At 56.4% G+C, this 18,363-nt stretch carries 14 protein-coding genes; 3 read left to right on the forward strand and 11 right to left on the reverse strand.

What is annotated here, in order from left to right:
* Positions 1-40: 40 nt before the first annotated feature.
* The 5 genes from QA609_RS18240 to QA609_RS18260 all read right to left on the reverse strand — a co-directional run bounded on the left by QA609_RS18240 (position 41) and on the right by QA609_RS18260 (position 5,432).
* Positions 41-1,234, reverse strand: a complete 1,194-nt coding sequence (locus QA609_RS18240) for a PotD/PotF family extracellular solute-binding protein (protein ID WP_278304050.1) — start codon at positions 1,232-1,234, stop codon at positions 41-43.
* Between the two features lie 123 nt (positions 1,235-1,357).
* Positions 1,358-2,185 carry an ABC transporter permease gene (locus QA609_RS18245; RefSeq protein WP_278304051.1) on the reverse strand — a complete coding sequence of 276 codons (828 nt, stop codon included), beginning with the start codon at positions 2,183-2,185 and terminating at the stop codon, positions 1,358-1,360.
* Positions 2,185-3,105: an ABC transporter permease gene (locus QA609_RS18250; protein WP_278304052.1), complete on the reverse strand. Its 921-nt coding sequence runs from the start codon at positions 3,103-3,105 to the stop codon at positions 2,185-2,187. The genes QA609_RS18245 and QA609_RS18250 overlap by 1 nt, the downstream gene beginning before the upstream one ends.
* Position 3,106: 1 nt before the next feature.
* On the reverse strand, positions 3,107-4,201 hold the full coding sequence (locus QA609_RS18255; RefSeq protein ID WP_278304053.1) for an ABC transporter ATP-binding protein: 1,095 nt from the start codon (positions 4,199-4,201) through the stop codon (positions 3,107-3,109).
* Positions 4,202-4,241: 40 nt separating this feature from the next.
* Complete coding sequence (locus tag QA609_RS18260) at positions 4,242-5,432, reverse strand: extracellular solute-binding protein (RefSeq protein WP_278304120.1); 1,191 nt, start codon at positions 5,430-5,432, stop codon at positions 4,242-4,244.
* A gap of 223 nt (positions 5,433-5,655) precedes the next feature.
* Here QA609_RS18260 and QA609_RS18265 point away from each other — a divergent pair, with 223 nt between their 5' ends.
* The gene (locus QA609_RS18265; RefSeq protein WP_278304054.1) at positions 5,656-6,444 is read left to right on the forward strand and encodes an IclR family transcriptional regulator; all 789 of its coding nucleotides are present in this window, start codon (positions 5,656-5,658) and stop codon (positions 6,442-6,444) included.
* Positions 6,445-6,831: 387 nt separating this feature from the next.
* On the opposite strand, the gene QA609_RS18270 is transcribed toward QA609_RS18265, so the two are convergent.
* The 4 genes from QA609_RS18270 to QA609_RS18285 form a co-directional block, all read right to left on the reverse strand.
* Positions 6,832-8,112, reverse strand: a complete 1,281-nt coding sequence (locus QA609_RS18270) for an amidohydrolase family protein (RefSeq protein ID WP_278304055.1) — start codon at positions 8,110-8,112, stop codon at positions 6,832-6,834.
* A gap of 321 nt (positions 8,113-8,433) precedes the next feature.
* Positions 8,434-9,747, reverse strand: coding sequence for an ArgE/DapE family deacylase (locus QA609_RS18275; RefSeq protein ID WP_278304056.1), 1,314 nt, complete (start codon positions 9,745-9,747; stop codon positions 8,434-8,436).
* 118 nt (positions 9,748-9,865) lie between these two features.
* Positions 9,866-11,128: a Zn-dependent hydrolase gene (locus QA609_RS18280; protein WP_278304057.1), complete on the reverse strand. Its 1,263-nt coding sequence runs from the start codon at positions 11,126-11,128 to the stop codon at positions 9,866-9,868.
* Positions 11,129-11,182: 54 nt separating this feature from the next.
* Positions 11,183-12,589: an amidohydrolase family protein gene (locus QA609_RS18285; protein ID WP_278304058.1), complete on the reverse strand. Its 1,407-nt coding sequence runs from the start codon at positions 12,587-12,589 to the stop codon at positions 11,183-11,185.
* A 258-nt stretch (positions 12,590-12,847) separates the two neighbouring features.
* Between QA609_RS18285 and QA609_RS18290 the strand changes: the two genes are divergently transcribed.
* A complete protein-coding gene (locus tag QA609_RS18290) occupies positions 12,848-14,044 on the forward strand; it encodes a PotD/PotF family extracellular solute-binding protein (RefSeq protein ID WP_278304059.1) in 1,197 nt (398 codons plus the stop codon).
* 97 nt (positions 14,045-14,141) lie between these two features.
* On the opposite strand, the gene QA609_RS18295 is transcribed toward QA609_RS18290, so the two are convergent.
* Positions 14,142-15,440 carry an ArgE/DapE family deacylase gene (locus tag QA609_RS18295; RefSeq protein ID WP_278304061.1) on the reverse strand — a complete coding sequence of 433 codons (1,299 nt, stop codon included), beginning with the start codon at positions 15,438-15,440 and terminating at the stop codon, positions 14,142-14,144.
* 175 nt (positions 15,441-15,615) lie between these two features.
* On the opposite strand from QA609_RS18295, the gene QA609_RS18300 reads away from it, so the two are divergent.
* The gene (locus QA609_RS18300) at positions 15,616-16,905 is read left to right on the forward strand and encodes an ArgE/DapE family deacylase (RefSeq protein WP_278304121.1); all 1,290 of its coding nucleotides are present in this window, start codon (positions 15,616-15,618) and stop codon (positions 16,903-16,905) included.
* Between the two features lie 183 nt (positions 16,906-17,088).
* On the opposite strand, the gene QA609_RS18305 is transcribed toward QA609_RS18300, so the two are convergent.
* A complete protein-coding gene (locus QA609_RS18305; protein WP_278304062.1) occupies positions 17,089-18,252 on the reverse strand; it encodes a PLP-dependent aminotransferase family protein in 1,164 nt (387 codons plus the stop codon).
* Positions 18,253-18,363: the final 111 nt, after the last annotated feature.

Genomic DNA, 18,363 nt, shown 5'->3' on the forward strand with positions numbered 1-18,363 from the left:
CATTCATTTATAGCAGACACAGGTATAATATAATACAGCGTTATCCTGCCGTGATATCTGTCCAGATCTCGTCATATCGCTCGATGACGTCGTCTGAACGCGGCCAGCTATGGTACGACCGGTCGAGTTCGTCTTCGGTGATGACGAGGTCGTCGATGAAATCCTCAGCATCGCCTTCTTTCTCCCACTCGTCGTCCCACTTTTCACGAATGGTGTCTCCAAACTCGCCGTCAGTAAACGCCTCATTCTCCATTGGCGGACGATACACGGTTGTTTCGACAAGTTTCTCCATTCCTTCGTCTGAAAACAGAAAGTCCGTGTACATCGTGCTTGTAACCGGATGCGGTCCGCCCGTCGGAATTGCGACTTCGTTTGGACTTACAAGCGTTCCTTCCTCCGGAATGAACCAGTCAACGTCCGCGCCGTGATTGTACATCGCTCTGAATGCCCGACCGTCCGTATGGGTTCCGAGAGCAGCATCGCCACTCATGAGCAACTGCATCTGTGTCTCGTGTTCGTCGGCGTAGTTGAAGACGAGGTCGCGCTGCTGTTCGAGCACTTCTCTAATTTCCTCGAAGTCGTCGGGGTCGTTCGGATCTTGTCCGGTGTAGAGCGCACCGACTTCACAGAGGAAGCCACTGAGGTGCGCCATCATCGAAATTTCGTCGGCGAACTCTTCATCCCAGAGGATGTCAATCGACTCCGGCGGATCTTCGATTTCGTTGGTGTTGTACAGGACAACCGGACCGAGTACAATGGCATGAGGAATGCCATATACACCTCCCACTCCATCGTCGCTCCAGAACAGATCCCGGTGCAGATCAATATACTGGTCAGCTACATCCACGTTCGGCAACTCGTCAACTGGAATCGGTTCAAGGGCATCTTCTTCGTTCGCCCGATGAATCCACTCGGTGTTCAGCCCGACGTGATCAATCCCGTGATTGTCCGGGTTCGATTGGACGTTCGTGAACCAGTCTGACGGTGTTGCGTATACCTCCGTTTCGTAACTGCTGATATCGTACTCTTCAGCGAAAGCTTCTGCTCCCCATTCGTTCCATTCCCCATACCAGTTCCAGGCGTGGAGTCCGTCTTCGTACTCCTCCGGAGGCCAGTCATCGAAATCGATTTCGACTGGTCTTGTGTACTCTTCCTCCTCCCCGCCCAGACATCCAGCCAAGCTTGCTAAACCGGCCGCTCCAGCACCTTTCAGTATGTTCCGTCGACTTGTCATTGTATAACTAACCACACGTTTGTCGCTTTCCCCCTTAAATTTTTGGGCGTAAAAAGGATTTCACGAGTGAGCCGATAGCAAACTAAGTAACCTCAGCCCCATCCATGAAAACCGATAACAATATTAGCGAATTGTGATCCGTTCAACGTCGGTAATTATCACTGCCAGTGCAACCATCAGCACTGCAACCGCTAAGAACACGATACTGATGACATTGATTTCAGGGGTCATCGTGTGTTCGATACGGCCCCAAAGGTACACTGGGAGTGTCTCCATGCCAGTGCCACGGACGAAATACGTGTAGACAAACTCATTGAACGAGATCGTAAATGCGAGTAGTCCCCCAGCGACGACACCCGGGAGAATATTGGGCAACGTCACCCGTCGAAACGTCGTAATTGAGTTTGCCCCGAGGTCCTTTGATGCTTCTTCTAGCGTCGTATCGAATGAGAGAAACGATGGAAGGATAATGAGCGCTGCAAACGGGAGAATACGAACAATATGTGCAATAACAACCTCCCAGTACGAACCGGACCCGCCGAGCATACCAAATAGCAGCGTCAATGCAATACCGACAACGATCAGTGGCACAATTAGTGGAAGCGCAATGAGAACGGTTATAACTCCCTTTCCCGGGAAGTCGTACTTGGCGAACGCATACGAGTACATTATCGCAAGAGCGACAGCGATCGGTGTCGCAACGGCACTCACTTGGAGCGAAGTGAAGATTGCGGATCTCGCTTGACTGTTCTCCACGAATATATGATAGAACTCTAGCGTGAGATTTTCGGGTGGGAAGGTAAGAACGCTATCGGAAAATGACATTAATGCGACGACGATAATCGGGAGCCACAGAAACAGGAAAAGAGGGATCAGCACGAGTAATCCAACCTGCTTCCCATGGTCCTCAAGGAACCGTTCGAGTGGACGGATAATGGTGTTGACGTTCATTAGTTTTCACCTCCGGTATCAGGACGTTTCAGAATCTTGTCTTCGACGCCGGCGAGCACGGCCAAGAGCAACGACGCGACCACGGCGAGCGTGAGGAATACGCCGAGTGCCGCTCCGAAGTTCCAGTTGAAAGCTTGGTTGAACTGATTATCGATCACCATGCCAATCATTACTGACCCCGTTCCACCCAATAGTGCTGGCGTAACGAACGCACCAAAGGCCGGGACGGCAACGAGAATCAGGCCAGCGTAGATTCCGTTCTTCGTCATTGGCAATGTGACAGTGAAGAACGTCTTCAGCGGGCCAGCACCGAGGTCCTTCGCCGCTTCGATGAGGTCTTCGTCCATCGTCTTTATCGACGCGTAAAACGGTAGGACGGCTAACGGAAGCCAGACATATATTAGCCCGACGAGGACCGCCTCATGTGAGAACATGAACCGTTGGGACCCCTCGACAACACCGCCGGTGTTTAGTAGCCAGTTGAGAACTCCATCCGCTTGCAGGATGTTGATCCAAGCGTACATCCGCACAATGTAGTTAGTCCAAAACGGCAGAATGACGAGCAACAGAAGTAGCGTCGTCTTTCTGGAGAACCGGACCATACTGTACGCGAGCGTGTAGCCAAGCGTCACGGTGAAGATGGTCGTTGCAACGGTGATTAGGAATGTATCCCCGATAATCCCTAAGTAGAGCGGATCAAAGATCCGGCTGAAGTTTTCCATCGTGTAGTCGGCCGGAGGCAGTCCGGTGAGAAACGCATACCAGACCATGATGAGTACTGGGACGATGAAGAACGCCACCAGGAGTCCAGCTGTCGGCCCTGCCAGCAACAGCACTTGCAGCCGCGGTCGATCACGAATGTAATCGAGAACTGACTGTGAGTACTCATTGAATTTGGACGTCTCCGTTTTCGTCGCCATTTTATGCTACCTCCTTGCTAGGGAACACAAGACAGTCATCCGTCTTCCACTGCACGTAGACGTCTTCACCGATCTCGAATTCAGTCCTCGTATCCTGTTGTTCGATTACCAAGAACTCCTCATCTTCCGTGTCGACTATGTACGCGATGTTGTCCCCACGGTACATCCGATTTATCACCGTTCCACCGATCTCGAATGCTGTTCCATCTCCATTCGAGGACGTTTGTTGGAGGGTAACGTTCTGCGGTCGGACGCCGATGTCGACCGCCTCAGCGTTGAGGGCTGGGGTTGTGGTTTCCATTACCGGTACCCGGACTAAAGTTCCGTTCGTTTGTACTTCAACTGTATCATCGTTCGCTTCGACGACCTTAGAGTACACCGAATTCAGGTCCCCAATAAATTGTGCGACGAACTGCGACTCTGGATCACGGTAGATCTCTTCTGGCGTGCCGATTTGCTCGATCTTCCCCTCGTTCAAGACAACCATACGGTCGGAAACAGACATCGCTACTTCCTGGTCATGAGTCACGTACAGAAACGTAATCCCGGTTTCCTCCTGTATCTGCTGAAGTTCGAACTGCATCCGCTGGCGGAGTTTACGGTCGAGAGAGGCGAGCGGCTCGTCAAACAGTACGACACTCGGTTCGTTAACCAGCGCTCTCGCCAGTGCAACACGTTGTTGTTCGCCGCCGCTCAGCTGATCGATGTCTCGATTGCCGTAGCCTGCGAGGTCGACTATTTCAAGCATCTCCGTGGCACGGCGTTGTTGTTCGTCTTTCGAAACCCCCTTTTGTTGGAGTCCGTACTTGATGTTCTCGGCGACGGTGAGGTGTGGGAACAACGCCAGATCCTGAAACACCATGTTAACTTCCCGCTCGAACGGCGCCATTCCGACCACCTCCTTGCCGAGAATTTCGATCGACCCACTTGTCGGTGATTCGAATCCGGCGATCATTCGCAGAATTGTCGACTTCCCGGACCCGCTCGGCCCTAGTACGGAAACGAACTCCCCCTCTTCGATGTCGAAATTTGCACCCTCAACGGCAGTAACGTTACCAAACTCCTTCCTCAAGTCTTGAATTGATACGATTGACATGGTATTTCTCCTTGCTATTTGCTGTCGTAGGTCTTAATGTTTATCCAGCGGTAACCGCGGTCCAGATTTCGTCGTAGCGTTCGATGACATCGCTCGATCGGGGCCAGTTATGGAACAGGTTGTCCAGTGTCTCTTCAGAGAGAACCAGATCGTTAATGAAGTCCTCCGCCTCGCCGTACTTCTCCCACTCGTCATCCCACTTCTCACGGATGATATCGCCGAGTTCACCATCAGTAAACTCTTCGTTGTCCACTGGCGGGCGATACAGAGATGTCTCGATCATTCGTTCCATCCCCTCGTCGCTGAAGAGGAAATTCAGGTACATAGTGCTCGTAACTGGGTTCGGGGCGTTCTTAGGAATAATAATCGTGTCAGTCCCCCACGTTGCACCTTCTTCAGGAATAAACCAGTCGACATCGCCACCCTGGTTGTACATCGCCCTGAACGCTCGTCCGTCCATATGTGTGCCGACTGTCGCATCACCGCTCATCAAGAGTTGCATCTGCGTCTGATGATCATCGGCGTAGGTGAAGACGAGGTCGCGCTGCTGTTCGAGCACTTCTCTGATTTCCTCGAAGTCGTCGGGATCGTTCGGATCCTGTCCCGTGTATAAGGCGCCCGCCTCACACAGGATCGCAGGCTGATGAGCGATCATCGATATCTCGTTAGCGAACTCTTCATCCCAGAGGATGTCGATCGATTCGGGTGGGTCTTGAAGTTCTTGCGTGTTGTACATCACGATCGGACTGATCACGACCGAGTGGGGAACACCGTAGAGACCGCCTACCCCCTCGTCGCTCCAGAACTGCTCTTGATGGGCATCAAGATATTGATCGGGAATCTCCACGTTGGGCATCATCTCGATCGGGATCGGCTCCAGCAAATCCTCTTCGACGGCCCGATACTGCCACTCTGTGAAGGCACCTATCTGATCGATACCATGGTTTTCCGGATTTGACTGAAGATTGGTGAACCAGTCACCTGGTGCTGCATACGTTTCGGTCGAGAAACTATCGAGATCGTGTTCTTCGGCGAACGTTTCGGTCCCCCACTCATTCCATTCAGCATACCAATTCCAGGTATTGAGCTCGTCGGTGTACGATTCCGGCGGCCAATCCTCAATTTCAACCGGCCGGACGTACTCACTGTTGCTGTCTCCTCCGAGACAGCCTGCGAGACTACCTATCCCGATCGCTCCGGCGGATTTAAGGACATTACGCCTGTTTATCATGGTGACATTCATCGGAACCATCTTCGACTACTCACTTAAAATTTTCCTGGACGAGTGTGCGCTCATACCATTTTCTCTCCCGAACATTTGATCTGAAACAGAACCTCATTCATTGGTCGGTCAGCCCCGGGATGCCACTTTTTTATTGTTTGTTCTCTCGGTCGACTATGGCTTTCGACTATCCGAAACAATAATGAGGTCCGGAATAGATATGAGATACGTAATGACGACTCACACTCGGGCGAAAAACCCAGTAAAAGGGGTTGAGAGGGCGTTCCACATACTCGAAACAGTAGAGGAGCACCATAACCTACGGTTGACAGACATCGCAGCCGAAGTCGGTTTGGCACGAAGCACCACCCACCGCTACCTGAAGACGCTCGAATCGATGGGCTACTTAGTCCGAGATGATAACCAATACACGCTCTCCCACCAGTTTCTTCGATTTGCAACACACGTACGTACACGTGACCCGAGATACAGCTTGATTGATGAGAAAGTACAACAGCTCGCACAGGAAACGGGTGAACTCGTCCAGTTCATAATTGAAGAACACGGACAGACAATCTACGTTCTTCAGAGCATTGGTGAGAACGGCGTCCAGATCAATACGAAACTGGGAAAGTCTGACCCAGTTCACACTACCGCCGCCGGGAAAGCAATTCTCTCGACGTGGTCAACGGCGGAGGTTGACAATCTTATTGACGAGTACGGACTTCCGGAACTGACGCCCCAATCAATTACCAGCCGAGATGAACTCTTTGAGGAGATAGACCGAATTCAAACCCGGGGATACAGCGTCAACAATCAGGAGAACGTTGACGGGTTGAAGGCCGTCTCCGTCCCCATTATGGACTCCAGGGACAGAGCACTCGGATCACTGAGCGTGTCTGGACCGACACACCGAATGAAAGGTGACTGGTTCACGGACGAGCTTCCTGATTTACTCCTCGGTATAAGTAATGAACTTGAGCTAAACTTCAGGTATTTACAACAGTCCAGTCCCAAATAAAGGAATTAATATTGTATGAGAGCTAAAACCCTCCGTTTTTAATTCACTTATCGATACACTACTTTTCACTGGTGAAAATTTATAAACATAAGCATCGCTTTACTGAAGTACTGATGTAAATATTCACTAGTTGCCGACCTGTATTCACCTCTCAGTAGTAATCTATTCTCATACATTTTTCCGTATATTCGAAATCCACTAACCGCTCAGGATATACGGATACCCGGCAGAATGAATCTCATAAGATAATCAGAGTTTCCTACCGAGGAAATTAGACCGCAATTCACCTAGAACACCGCTGCAGGCACGTCTATATCTTTCTTTGTTATCACCGAGTCCAGAACGCGGTATGGATCACAAGGGAGGTGGTCCCTTGATATGCTGGCGTCACTCGGTTACTTTGTGCTCTGGCAGGAGTTCGCCGTCCCGAGCGACGACTGTACCATCCTTGATGACGTATCGGCGAGTCGCTTGCGAAATGATGGCCCACTGGGGCGACGGCTCGTCAAATACCACGAGATTAGCGGGGTTCCCTTCTTTGAGGCCGTACTGTTTTTCGATATCGAGTGCCGTCGCTCCCTGTTCGGTAATCATACTCCAGAGCCAGCCGAGTCCCTCGTTTGTGTCGAACCACCGGTAGTCGTCGACGAACGTCCGATCGCCGTGGAGTTTGGTCGACTCGACAAGTGCACCCTCCAGCGAGTCGGCGTTACCGTGCGGGAAGACGAAATCCCGGTCGTTGTCAGTCCCGTGAGCGAGGGTAACACCGCTTTCCAGGAGTTCGCGGACTGGCATTGACGGCCTGGTACTCTGATAGCAGGAGACGACGCTCGTCTCTCGTGCATTGAACTCGTCGATCAATCCGTCTATCTGCCACTCCGGGAGGTGGGAGAGACAGAAGCAGTGACTCGCGGTCACCCTGCCGTCGTACCCGTTCTTCTCGGTGTACTCAAGGAGGCGTTCGAGGGTATAGCCGCCGAGCGTTCCGCCGTCTTGGATGTGCACGTCCAGTCCGACATCGTGCTCACTCGCGATGTCGAACCACGCTTCGATGGTTCCTTCGATGTTCTTGTTGCTTCCCGCCGGATCGCTCCCGCCGACGAGTACCGGCTCATTGATCGATCCGCTGTGCTTCCCGAGTTCGATCGCGTCGCTGAGGATCCGTTTTCCTGCCTCGTCAGGAACGTGTCTCGCCGCGGGGACGAGTTGGATGTCCGCGAGGTGACTCGCCTCGTCTCGTGCCGCAGTTACTGCCTCCATATTCTGTAGCCCGAACGTCTCGTGATTCACGGTGACGTGACTACGAATATAGGTGGTTCCCGCGGCGACTGCCATTTCGATGTTCTGTAACGCACGTTGCGTTATCTCTTCGACGGATGCGTCGGCGAAGTACTCCTCTTCGCGAGCCATGATCTCGGCGAAGTCGAACGATGATTCGTTCCCTTTCGGCCGCCGTTCGCCACACGCGGCGAACGACTTGTCGATGTGCATGTGGCTGTCGACGAATCCTGGTCCGACGAGGTTCTCTTCGGCATCGATTTCGGTGTCAGCACCCGCATCGATCTCCTTTTCGAGCGTAGCGATCGTTCCGTCTGCGATCCCGATGGCGAGTGTCCGGTCGTGTTCGTTACTGTACGCGTTGCGGATGATAATGTCGTATTCTGCCATCGTTTCTCCTCTAACGCTGTTGAGTGCGTTACGTCGTTACGTGGTTGAAATACTGTATAAGTGTTTGGGGAGAGAACACTGTTCACGGAATCGACGCGTAGTGAACGAGTTCATCAGCGTGGTGTCTCCACCGCTAGACACCACAAACCGTTGGGAGCGCTGTATACGAAGACGGTTCGCGAACCGAGTTTTCAGGAAAACACGGCCAATCGTTCTCGGCCGAAGAGGAAGGGTGGTCGGCGCCGATCCGATCAGCGGCCCGCTCGCGGAGTTCGCGTCGCTTGCGTGCACGTAAGCGTCCGAACCGGACCGGTGCGACAGTCAGTCTTCGCGAACACCACACCAGTCCATCGCCGTCAGCGCGAGGATCTGAGCCGTTTCGACGAGGGAGTCGATTTCGGCGAATTCGTCCGCAGCGTGGGCGTTCTCCCCGCGCGGCCCGACGCTCGGACACGGGATGTCGTAATACCGATTGTAGAACCGCTCGTCGTTCCCGGCGAGTCCGCCGCGGTAGTCGACGTCGCCGTCGGTCGTTTGCCTGGTTTTCTCGCAGACGAGTTCGAAGAAGTCGCTCTCGAAATCGACCTCATGTGGGTTCGTGTTCCAGCCGAACCACTCGATTTCGGGCGGGTTCTCCGCGAGCCACTCGTCTTCGTCGACGACCTCGGAGATTGCCGCTTCGACCTCCTCTCTGATGTCCTCGCGTGTCTGCTCTGCGCTCGGCGGCCAGCCGATCCGGTACTCCATCACCGCTTCCCCTGGGACGGTCGACGTCCACGATCCTGGGACTTCGATGTTTGTCAGGCTGAGGTTCGTCGTACTGCCTTCAGCGTCCGGATACTGGTTGATGGCGGGGCCGTAGTCCTCAATACGCTCGTTTCGCTCCTCGTACAGGTCCATCAGTCGCTGGTAGATCTTGAACGCCTTTCCGACGGCGTCGACGCCGCGGAATTGGAAAGCCGTGTGCGCTGCCGCCCCTGGGACCCGCACCCGGAAGTATCGAACACCGGCGCTCGCGACACCGAGCGTCGGGACGCCGGACGGCTCGGTGATGACCGCCGCATCGGGCTGGTAGCCGCGTTCGAGCGCGGAGAGTACGCCGCCGACGCCGCCGGCTTCCTCCTCGATCGTCGTCTGGAGCGTCAGATCGCCATCGAGCTCGACGCCTAGTTCTGTGAGGGCCTGGTAAGCCATTGCCATCGCGGCGACGCCGCCTTTCATATCGTACGTGCCGCGGCCGTAGATCCGCCCGTCCTCGACGGTTCCCTTCCACGGCTCGTACGACCAGTCGGAAAGTGGCTCGGGCGAGACGACGTCCACGTGCCCACTGAATGTCAGCGACGGTCCGTCACTGTTGCTGAAGTCGGTTGCTGCGATGTTCTCCCGCCCCTCGTACCCGTACTCGGTGTACGTGTTCGTCTCGAAGAACGCCGGATGCTCTCGCAACGTCTCGATATCCGGTTCCCAGGCGTCGATTTCGAGCCCTAGTTCTTCGAATTTCTCGCGCATCACCCGCTGCGCCGGTTGCTCCTCGCCGGGAAGCGATTGAGCAGCCACTAACTCCGAGAGAAAGTCGACCAGTTCGCTGCGATTCGACTCGATGTGTTCACATACTTCTGCTTGTGTAATTGACATCAGTCCCCGAAAACGAGGAACATCTATTTATATATTTCACAATAGGTGATATTTGCTGACCATTCACATAGGCAGGGCCATCACCGTTGCACTCCGGTCTGCAACGCGGCGATGTCGCTCACTCGATCGGCACCGCACCGGCGAGGTCGGCCAGCGCGCCAGTGAGAATTTGTGTCGCCCGGGTACACTCTTCCCACGCGGTCCACTCCTGCGGTGAGTGTGAGATTCCGTCCTTCGACGGGGCGAACAGCATTCCAACGTCGGTCACTGATGCGAGCTGCATGGTATCGTGACCGCCGCCGGACGGCAGCCGTCGCGTCTCGATACCGTTCCGGTTGCTCGCATCGGCGAGCGCTCGTTGACACCGCTTGCTCATCGGCACCGGCTCCACGGTCCGATACCGATCTAGTGCCGTATCGACACCTCGCTCCCGTTCCAGACGCGCCAAACTTTGATCGGTGAGTGCGACGATTTCATCCATCACATCCAAATCGACGTCGCGGATATCGACACTGAGCGTTACGCTCCCTGGAACGACATTGCGCGCGTTTGGGGTGACCGTTACCTCGCCGACCGTCGCGACCGCGAACTCGCTCTTTGTTGCGACGAGTTCAGTCGCGATCCGTTCAATGTCACGGATGAACTCACTCGCAGCGACGAGACAGTCGGTTCGACCGTCCATTCGGGTACTACCGGCGTGGTCGGCTTCGCCGCTGATTTCGACGCGGCAGTTCGTGATACCAGTGACCGATGTCACGATTCCGGAAGAGACGCCGGTGTCTTCAAGCATCGTCGATTGTTCGATGTGGAGTTCGAGCCACGAATCCCACTCGCCGGCATCGATTCGCTGTTCGCCACGAAAGCCGATGTCCTCGAGATACTCGGAAAGCGTCGTCCCGGTATCGTCCTCAAGGGTGAGCGCTTCCGACGCAGAGAGTTCCCCGGCCGCAACCGACGATCCGAGCAAGCCACGGTTGAACCGCTGTCCCTCCTCTTCGGTGAATGAGACGACTTCGATCGGCCTTTCGAGCGTGAGGTCGCTCTCTTGGAGCGTCCGAACCGCTTCGACGGCGGCGTAGACTCCCAGCGGCCCGTCGAATAGCCCGCCCTGCGGAACCGAATCGAGGTGGCTCCCGGCGGCGACCGGGTTCGCGTCCTCCGGACAACCGTCGGGTTCCCAGCGACCAGCGATGTTCCCAACCGGATCGACACGAACGTCGAGGTCCAGCGATCGCAGTTGCCCGACGAGATACTCACGGGCCTGTCCGTCGGCCATTGAACCGGTCAGCACCGTGCGTCCGTTCCCGCCCCTCCTCTCCGTGCTCCCGAGCGTTCCGTTGGTCAGGATATTCTCTCGGAGCCTGTCTTTGTCAACTTTCACACACGCTTTTCTCTCCCGATTTGTTATAATACTTCACATGGTCCCACCGGAAAGCTATCTCGTGGCGGTTTGCGTCGTCCGCTTCTCCCATTGCGGTCGGTCGCGATCGACGAACGAACCGGTGCCGGCACTGCCAACGAGTTCACCGTCGTCGACGATCACCCGTCCGCGAACGAGAGTGGTCGTCACCGTTCCGGTCACCTCACGTCCCTCGTAAATCGAGAACGTCGCGTTTGACGCGTTTCTGCTCGACGTGACCGTCTGGGACTCGTTCGGATCGAACAAGACGATGTCCGCGTCGGTACCGGGTTCGAGGGTTCCCTTCTGTGGCAGTCCGAAGGTTTCGGCCGGGTTGGTACACATCACACTAACCAGAAACGGATAGGAGTAGCCGCGTTCGACCACGGCCTCCTGATGGAAGAGGGGGAGGCTCCACTGGACACTGTTCGCACCGTAGGGGCTGTTCCACCAGTTCTCTACCTCTTTGAACGCTCGGTGGTAGACTACGTGGTCGGTGGACACCACGCTCAGGGTGCCTTTCTCGAGGTAATCGAACATCGCTTCCCGATCGTCGTCAGTGCGTATCGGTGGCGCGACTATAGGGAGCGTTCCCTGTTCCTCATACACCGAGTCGTCGAGCACCGTATAGTGGGTACACGTCTCTGCCCGAATACGGCTTCCGTCGCGGCGGAACCGTTCGATTTCTTCGGCGGCTTTCCGACACGAGGTGTGAACGCCGTAGTATTTGACACCAGTTTCGTCGGCTAGTCGGAGTGCAGCGGCCGCACCCATGGCCTCGGCGTAATCCGGTCGCGAGTCGGGGTAGTGAATGGCGTCACCTTTTCCCGCTTCCCGGAGGCGGTCGAGTTGCGCGGTACAGACCGCCGGCTCTTCCGTATGGACGATCGCCACGGCGTTTCGGTCAGCGATGTGGCGGAAGGCACGATCGAGGAACCCCGCGTTCACCCCGACGTCATAAGTCGACATGAACAGCTTGAACGACGTGACGCCAGCGTCGACCGCGGTATCGATCTGCGCTAGCGTCTCAGGATCATCGCGATGAAGGACACCGTGAAGCCCGTAATCGACGTACGCTTGGTCCGCTTTCGCCTTCTTGTGTTCGATGCCATCGTAGAGGTTGCTGTTTTCGTTCGCGATACTTCGGTCAGTCCCTTGCCAAGCGAAGTCGAGGACCGTCGTCACCCCGCCAAGCGCAGCAGCGGCGGTTTCGCTCTCGTAGGTGCCCGCGCGATTTCCCGGCACCTCGTCAATGTGAACATGTGGATCAACTACCCCGGGAATGATCAGTTGGCCCGTCGCATCTATCCGGCGGCGTGCGTCCGGAAGTACCTCTTCGTTCCCGATAGAGACGATGATCCCGTTATCGATCGCAATACTAGTTTGGCGGACGGTAGTGGCCGTCACGAGATGTCCGCCAGCGATCACAGTCTCAACGACCATGAGCCCAAATAATGCGTAACTGTTATTTAGTTGTTTAGTCATCTCGTGAAATCAGATCAACCCGTGAAAAGATTGTGTTCAGCTCAACCGATTGTGTCCACACCGGTCCGGGCGATGAAACGCCGGTTGCAGTCCGGTCTCGGCTGGTGACTATCGGCGTAGGTACTCTCAGCAGGCTTCTCTTCCTGTCGAAATTCATATTAATACTGACCGAATATTTAAATAAGGTGCCGTGATGAGTTGTGGTGTGATAACACGATGGTTAACCGACGCGACGTCATCAAAGGTGCGAGTGCAGCTAGCATAGCGGGTCTGGCCGGTTGTCTCGGTGGAGACGATGGCGGGACGGACGTCAGACCGGTTGAGATCGATTTCGATAACTGGCCGCCCGACGAGTACGGAGACGGCCTCAACGCGTGGAACTGGTACGTCGAGTGGAATGAGTGGGGAGCCGAGGATTTCGCCGAGGAGTACGATCTCAGCAACTACAGCACGGAGGCGTACTCGACGCCGACAGATTGGTTCAGCACCCTTCAGGCGAATCAAGAGAATCACGGCATCGATCACATCGGGGCCTTCACGGAGTGGGTTCACCGCGCTCGGGAAGAGGATATGATCGAACCGATTCCGATCGACGAGATGCCGAACGTCGATGTGGCTGATCAGTATCTCGACCCACATCGGGAAATGTTCTGGAGTGATGACGGCGTTGGAGGCGTCTACGGTCTGCCACACTCGGTTGTGATCAGTCCGATCGTGATGTACAACACCGATGAAGTCGAGGACCCGCCCGAGTCGCTTGACATCCTCTGGGACGAGGAGTACGCGGATCAGATTTCGATGATGGCACACCACGGCGGGATACTCTGCACTGCCGGCGCCCTGTACACGGGGCAGGATCCGAACGATCCGGACGACTTCGACGAGATACAAGAAGTGCTCGAACAGCAGCGCGACCTCGTCTTCAACTACGCCGACGAACACGAGACGCAGATGCAACTCGTAATGAGCGGTGACGCGGCGATCGGCACCCACACCGACGGACGAGCGTTCAGGGCGATGTACAACCATGGCGGCGACGTCGACTGGTTTATCCCTGAAGAAGGCGCGACCTGGGGAACGGACGTGATCCTGTTGCCGCGGAACGCCCCGAACCCGGTCACGGCGACGATGTACATCGACCACCTCTTCACTGACCTCGGCTGGGAGAAGTTCGTCGAAACGACCGTGTATCGCCCGCCGTTCGAAAACGACGAGTTCACCGACGGCGCGCTCGGAGACACCATCCGCGAAAAGTGGGACGACGAGTGGGAGAAGCATGGCGACGCTGAGGATTTCATCGACGACCTCGTCATCACCGACGAGGAGTTCGACCGGATGTATCACAACTGGCCCCGCTCTGACGACGTCATTGATCGGTACGACGAGATCTGGACTGAAGTTACCGCTGGATAGGACGTGTGTCGCTCTTTTCACCGGCAAATCGATCTCCGACAGCGCGAGTGCCGTTCAGCGAGGTATACACGGAGACGGAGGCCTGGTCGACCGTAACTCACTCCGTGGTGCCACACCAATCGATCGCCGTCAGCGCGAGCGTCTGTGCGGTCTCGACCAGCGAGTCGACCTCGACGAACTCGTCCGCGCCGTGGATGTTCTCTCCGCGGGGCCCGACGCTCGGACACGGGATGTTGTAGTAGTTGACGTAGAACCGTTCGTCCAATCCCGCCAATCCGCCGACCCACGTTCCTTCCTCGCCGATGACGGATTCTGCGTTGTCGCTGGCGAGTTGTGTAATCTCCGCGTCGCGGTCAACTTCGTGAGCCTCCGCGCTCCAGCCGAACCACTCGATTTCGGGCGGGTTCTCTGAGAGCCACTCGTCTTCCTCGACGACCCCCTGAATCGTCTCTTCGATCTCCGCACGCACTTCTTCGCGTGATTCACCGGGCGGCCATCCAAGCCGACACTCCATCGTCGCTTCGGAGGGAACCGTCGACGGCCAATCACCGGAATCAAAGATTCCGACGTTCAGGTTGGTCACGCTCCCTTCCGCCTCCGGTCGCTCGTTGACCGCAGGCTGGAAGGAGATGCGCTGTTTGCGCTCGGCCTCGAGTTCTCTGAGCGCTTCAAAGATCCGTGTCGCCTTCCAAGCCGCGTTGACTCCGTTGAACGCGTGTGCAGCGTGGGCCGCTCTGCCCGGGACGATCACTCTGAAGTAGAGCACGCCCGCACTGGCGACGCCGATGTCCGGAACGCCGTATGGCTCCGTGATGATCGCCGCATCGGGTTGATAGCCGCGCTCGAGTGCGGAGAGCGCACCACCGGTCCCACCGGCTTCCTCATCGATCGTCGACTCGAGGATCAGATCACCGGCGAGTTCGATCCCGAGTTCGTCGAGTACCTTTGCCGCGTGAATCCCGGCGGCGAGACCGCCCTTCATGTCACAGGACCCGCGGCCGTAGATGCGATTGTCTTCGACCGTCGCCACCCACGGATCATAGGTCCACTTGTCCTCGTCGACGGAGACGACGTCGATGTGACCCATGAACCCGAGCGAGCGTCCGTCCCCCGATCCTTCGATGGTGGCGGCGACATTCGGCCGACCTTCGTAGCCATACTCCTCGTAGATTTTTGTATCAAAGTAGCCGGGGTGGTCTTCCAGTTTCGAGACGTCCGGTTCCCAGACGTCCGTCTCGAGTCCGATCCTTTCCAGTTCGTCGATGATGACTTCCTGCCCGGCCGCTTCGTTCCCCTCGTGGGTCGGCTGTTCGACGAGCGATTCGACGAGCGCTATTAGTTCGTCACGCGTCTCTTCGACCCGGTCTATAACCTCACGGCGCTGTGCTTCGGACATAACGTTGATATCTGTTGACATCGACCTAAAGGTATCGGTGAAGAGGGATCAAAGCGCCACGGGCGCGATCGCTGACTGGTCTTCGGTCTATCTCGCGGATATCCGTTGCGTCTCAGTCAACTCCTGTCTCCCATGTAGGATAAAATATAAACCAGATACCGTGATTGATGGGAGCATGAAGTCTGAGGTGTGTGACCATATCGAACAAAAACGGGGTCGGATGCTGGACCTGCTCGAAGAACTTGTCGCGGCGCAATCCGTTTCGGGGCAGGAACAACCCGGCCAACAGCTCGTTTACGACCGTCTTCAGGAACACGATCTAGAGATCGACACCTGGGAACCGACGGTGGACAATCTCAAAGACCATTCCGGCTTCTTCGAGACGGTTACGTACGAAGAGTTCGGCTACGATGGCCGCCCGAACGTCGTTGGTAAACGGACAGGTACTGGAGATGGGCCGAGCCTCGTGTTCAGCGGCCATATTGACGTCGTAACCCCCGAACCGGTGTCTGACTGGACATACGATCCGTGGGATCCGACGATCGAAGACGGCAAGATGTACGGTCGCGGGACGATGGACATGAAAGGTGGCATCGCCGCGTTCATCCACGCGTACGAGGTCCTCGAAGAACTGGACATCGAGCTTCAGGGCGACCTGTTGCTCCAGACGACGATCGAGGAGGAAGCTGGCGGCGTCGGCGGCGTACTCTCCGCGCTCGAACGCGGCTACCAGCCCGATGCGGCGATTATACCGGAGCCGTTCGGCGTCCCGAACATCGGCATCGCGGGCGCAGGGGTATCGTATTTTCGGGTGACGGTCCCCGGAAAGGCCGCCCACACCGCCCGTAAGTATCGCGGAGTGAACGCGATTGGGAACGCGATGGACGTCTATCACGCGCTTGAAGAACTCGATCAGAAACGACGCGAACGGATCTCGTACGAACCCGCCGTCGAGCAGGATCCGAAGGCCGAAGGAAGCGAGACTAACCTGAGTGTCAGCGTCGCGGAGGCAGGCGACTGGGTATCGAAAGTGCCCGGTGAGGCGGTGTTGACCGGCCGCATCGGCTGGCCGCCGGGCGAGCGGAGCGAAGAGGTTCGCCAGGAAGTGATCGACGCCATCATGGGTGTTGCCGAGGATAATCCCTGGCTGGCCGAGCACGAACCGGAGATCGAGTGGTTCGGCTGGGACGCCGATCCGCACGAAGTCGATACCGATCAGCAGATCGTCCAACTCGCGACGGAGCACGCCGAACAGGTTACCGGCGGCGAAACCTCGTACGTCGGTGGACTCGGCGGTGTCGACGAACGATTCTACGAGCTTTACTATGACATTCCGGCAATTTCCGTCGGTCCGCGTGGTCAGGGCGGCCATGGTGCAGACGAGTTCGTCGAGGTCGACTCGCTGGTCGAGACCGCACAGACGCTCGCGCTGACGGCGATGGAGTGGTGCGGAACTGAGTCGTAGCGAAGGGATTCGGCGGTCTCCGTACCCGGAGCTGTACCCCTGTCGGCTCATGGTTACACGGAAAACAGAAAAATTCCACGACTTCGGTCATGCGGAGAACGTCAATTCGAGGTATGAGGACACAAGATGAGGCAGCTCGCGCCGAGAACGAGTCTGATTTCTGCGCTTATCGAACCGATCGTCTCATAGCCGTTCTCGAACCGTTCGACCGAGTGCCGCTATCCCGCGTTCGAGCTCGTCGAGCGGGACGTAGCTGAACGAGAGCCGCAAACTGTTGCTCCCCTCGTCCGTGGGGAAAAACATCGACCCAGGTAGATAGGTGACGCCGTTTTCAGCTGCGTCGTGCAGCATCTCCTCGGTGTCGATGTGTATCGGGAGCGTGACCCAGACGAAGAATCCGCCCTCGGGTTCGGTCCACTCGGCGGCCGGCGGCATGTGCGTTTCCAAGGCGTGGAGTATTCGATCGCGTCGCTCCTCGTACACGTCTCGTAACTCCTCGATGTGCTCGTCTAGCTTTCCCGTCGTACAGTAGTGAGCGACGAGACTCCGCGTGAACGTGTTCGTTCCGCCGGCGTTGAGTTTGCGAAGCGCTTCGACGATTTCGTTGTTCGCGATGATCCAACCGGTTCGGACGCCCGGAGCGATCGTCTTAGAGAAGGTACCGATGCGGACGACTCGTCCCGTGTCATCGAGGGCTTTGAGCGTCGGCAGTTCGTGCTCAGTGTATCGAAGATCACCGTACGCATCGTCTTCGATGAGTACGAAATCATATTCATCGGCCAATTCAAGCAGTCGGTTTCGGCGGTCCAATGAGAGCGTGACTCCGGTCGGGTTCTGGAAGTTCGGAATCGTGTACAGTAGTTTCGGGATCTCGCGACCTTCTCGTTCGCGCGTACGCAACTCCTCAGCGACGGCATCAACGTCGAGTCCGTCGGTATCGACGTCGAAGCTGTCGATCTCTACGCCGTGGTTTCTGAAGACGCTGATCGCTCCCATGAACGTCGGCCCCTCTACGATCAGTGAATCGCTTGGTTCGAGGAACGCCCGACAAACGACGTCGATGGCGCGAGTTCCCCCGTTGGTCAGCAATATGTTCGATGGATCGCAGTCGATGTCGCTGCTTTGGGCGCGTTCGACGAGAAAATCCGTGAGCTGCTCGGTGTAGCTGCCGCCGCCGTACTGAAGAACGTGCTCGCCTTCGTCTGCGAGCACGGCCTCAGTGACTGTAACGAGATCGTCCGACGGAAGCGAGGACGGGTAGGGGAATCCATACCCCAGCGACACTGCGTCAGAGGCTGATACCAGCCGCCAGTCACCGTACCCCGTGCTTCCGATCTGGTCTTGCACCGTCGCCGTAAAAAGGTGGTCGAACGCACCCGATCTGTCGGACTCTTTCATACACTTGCTCTGCGTACTTTCTATCGTGTCACTCATAATCAAGATACTCATTCGTTGACT

Origin of the sequence: Natronococcus sp. A-GB7 (genome assembly GCF_029688865.1) — an archaeon.
Classification (GTDB): domain Archaea; phylum Halobacteriota; class Halobacteria; order Halobacteriales; family Natrialbaceae; genus Natronococcus.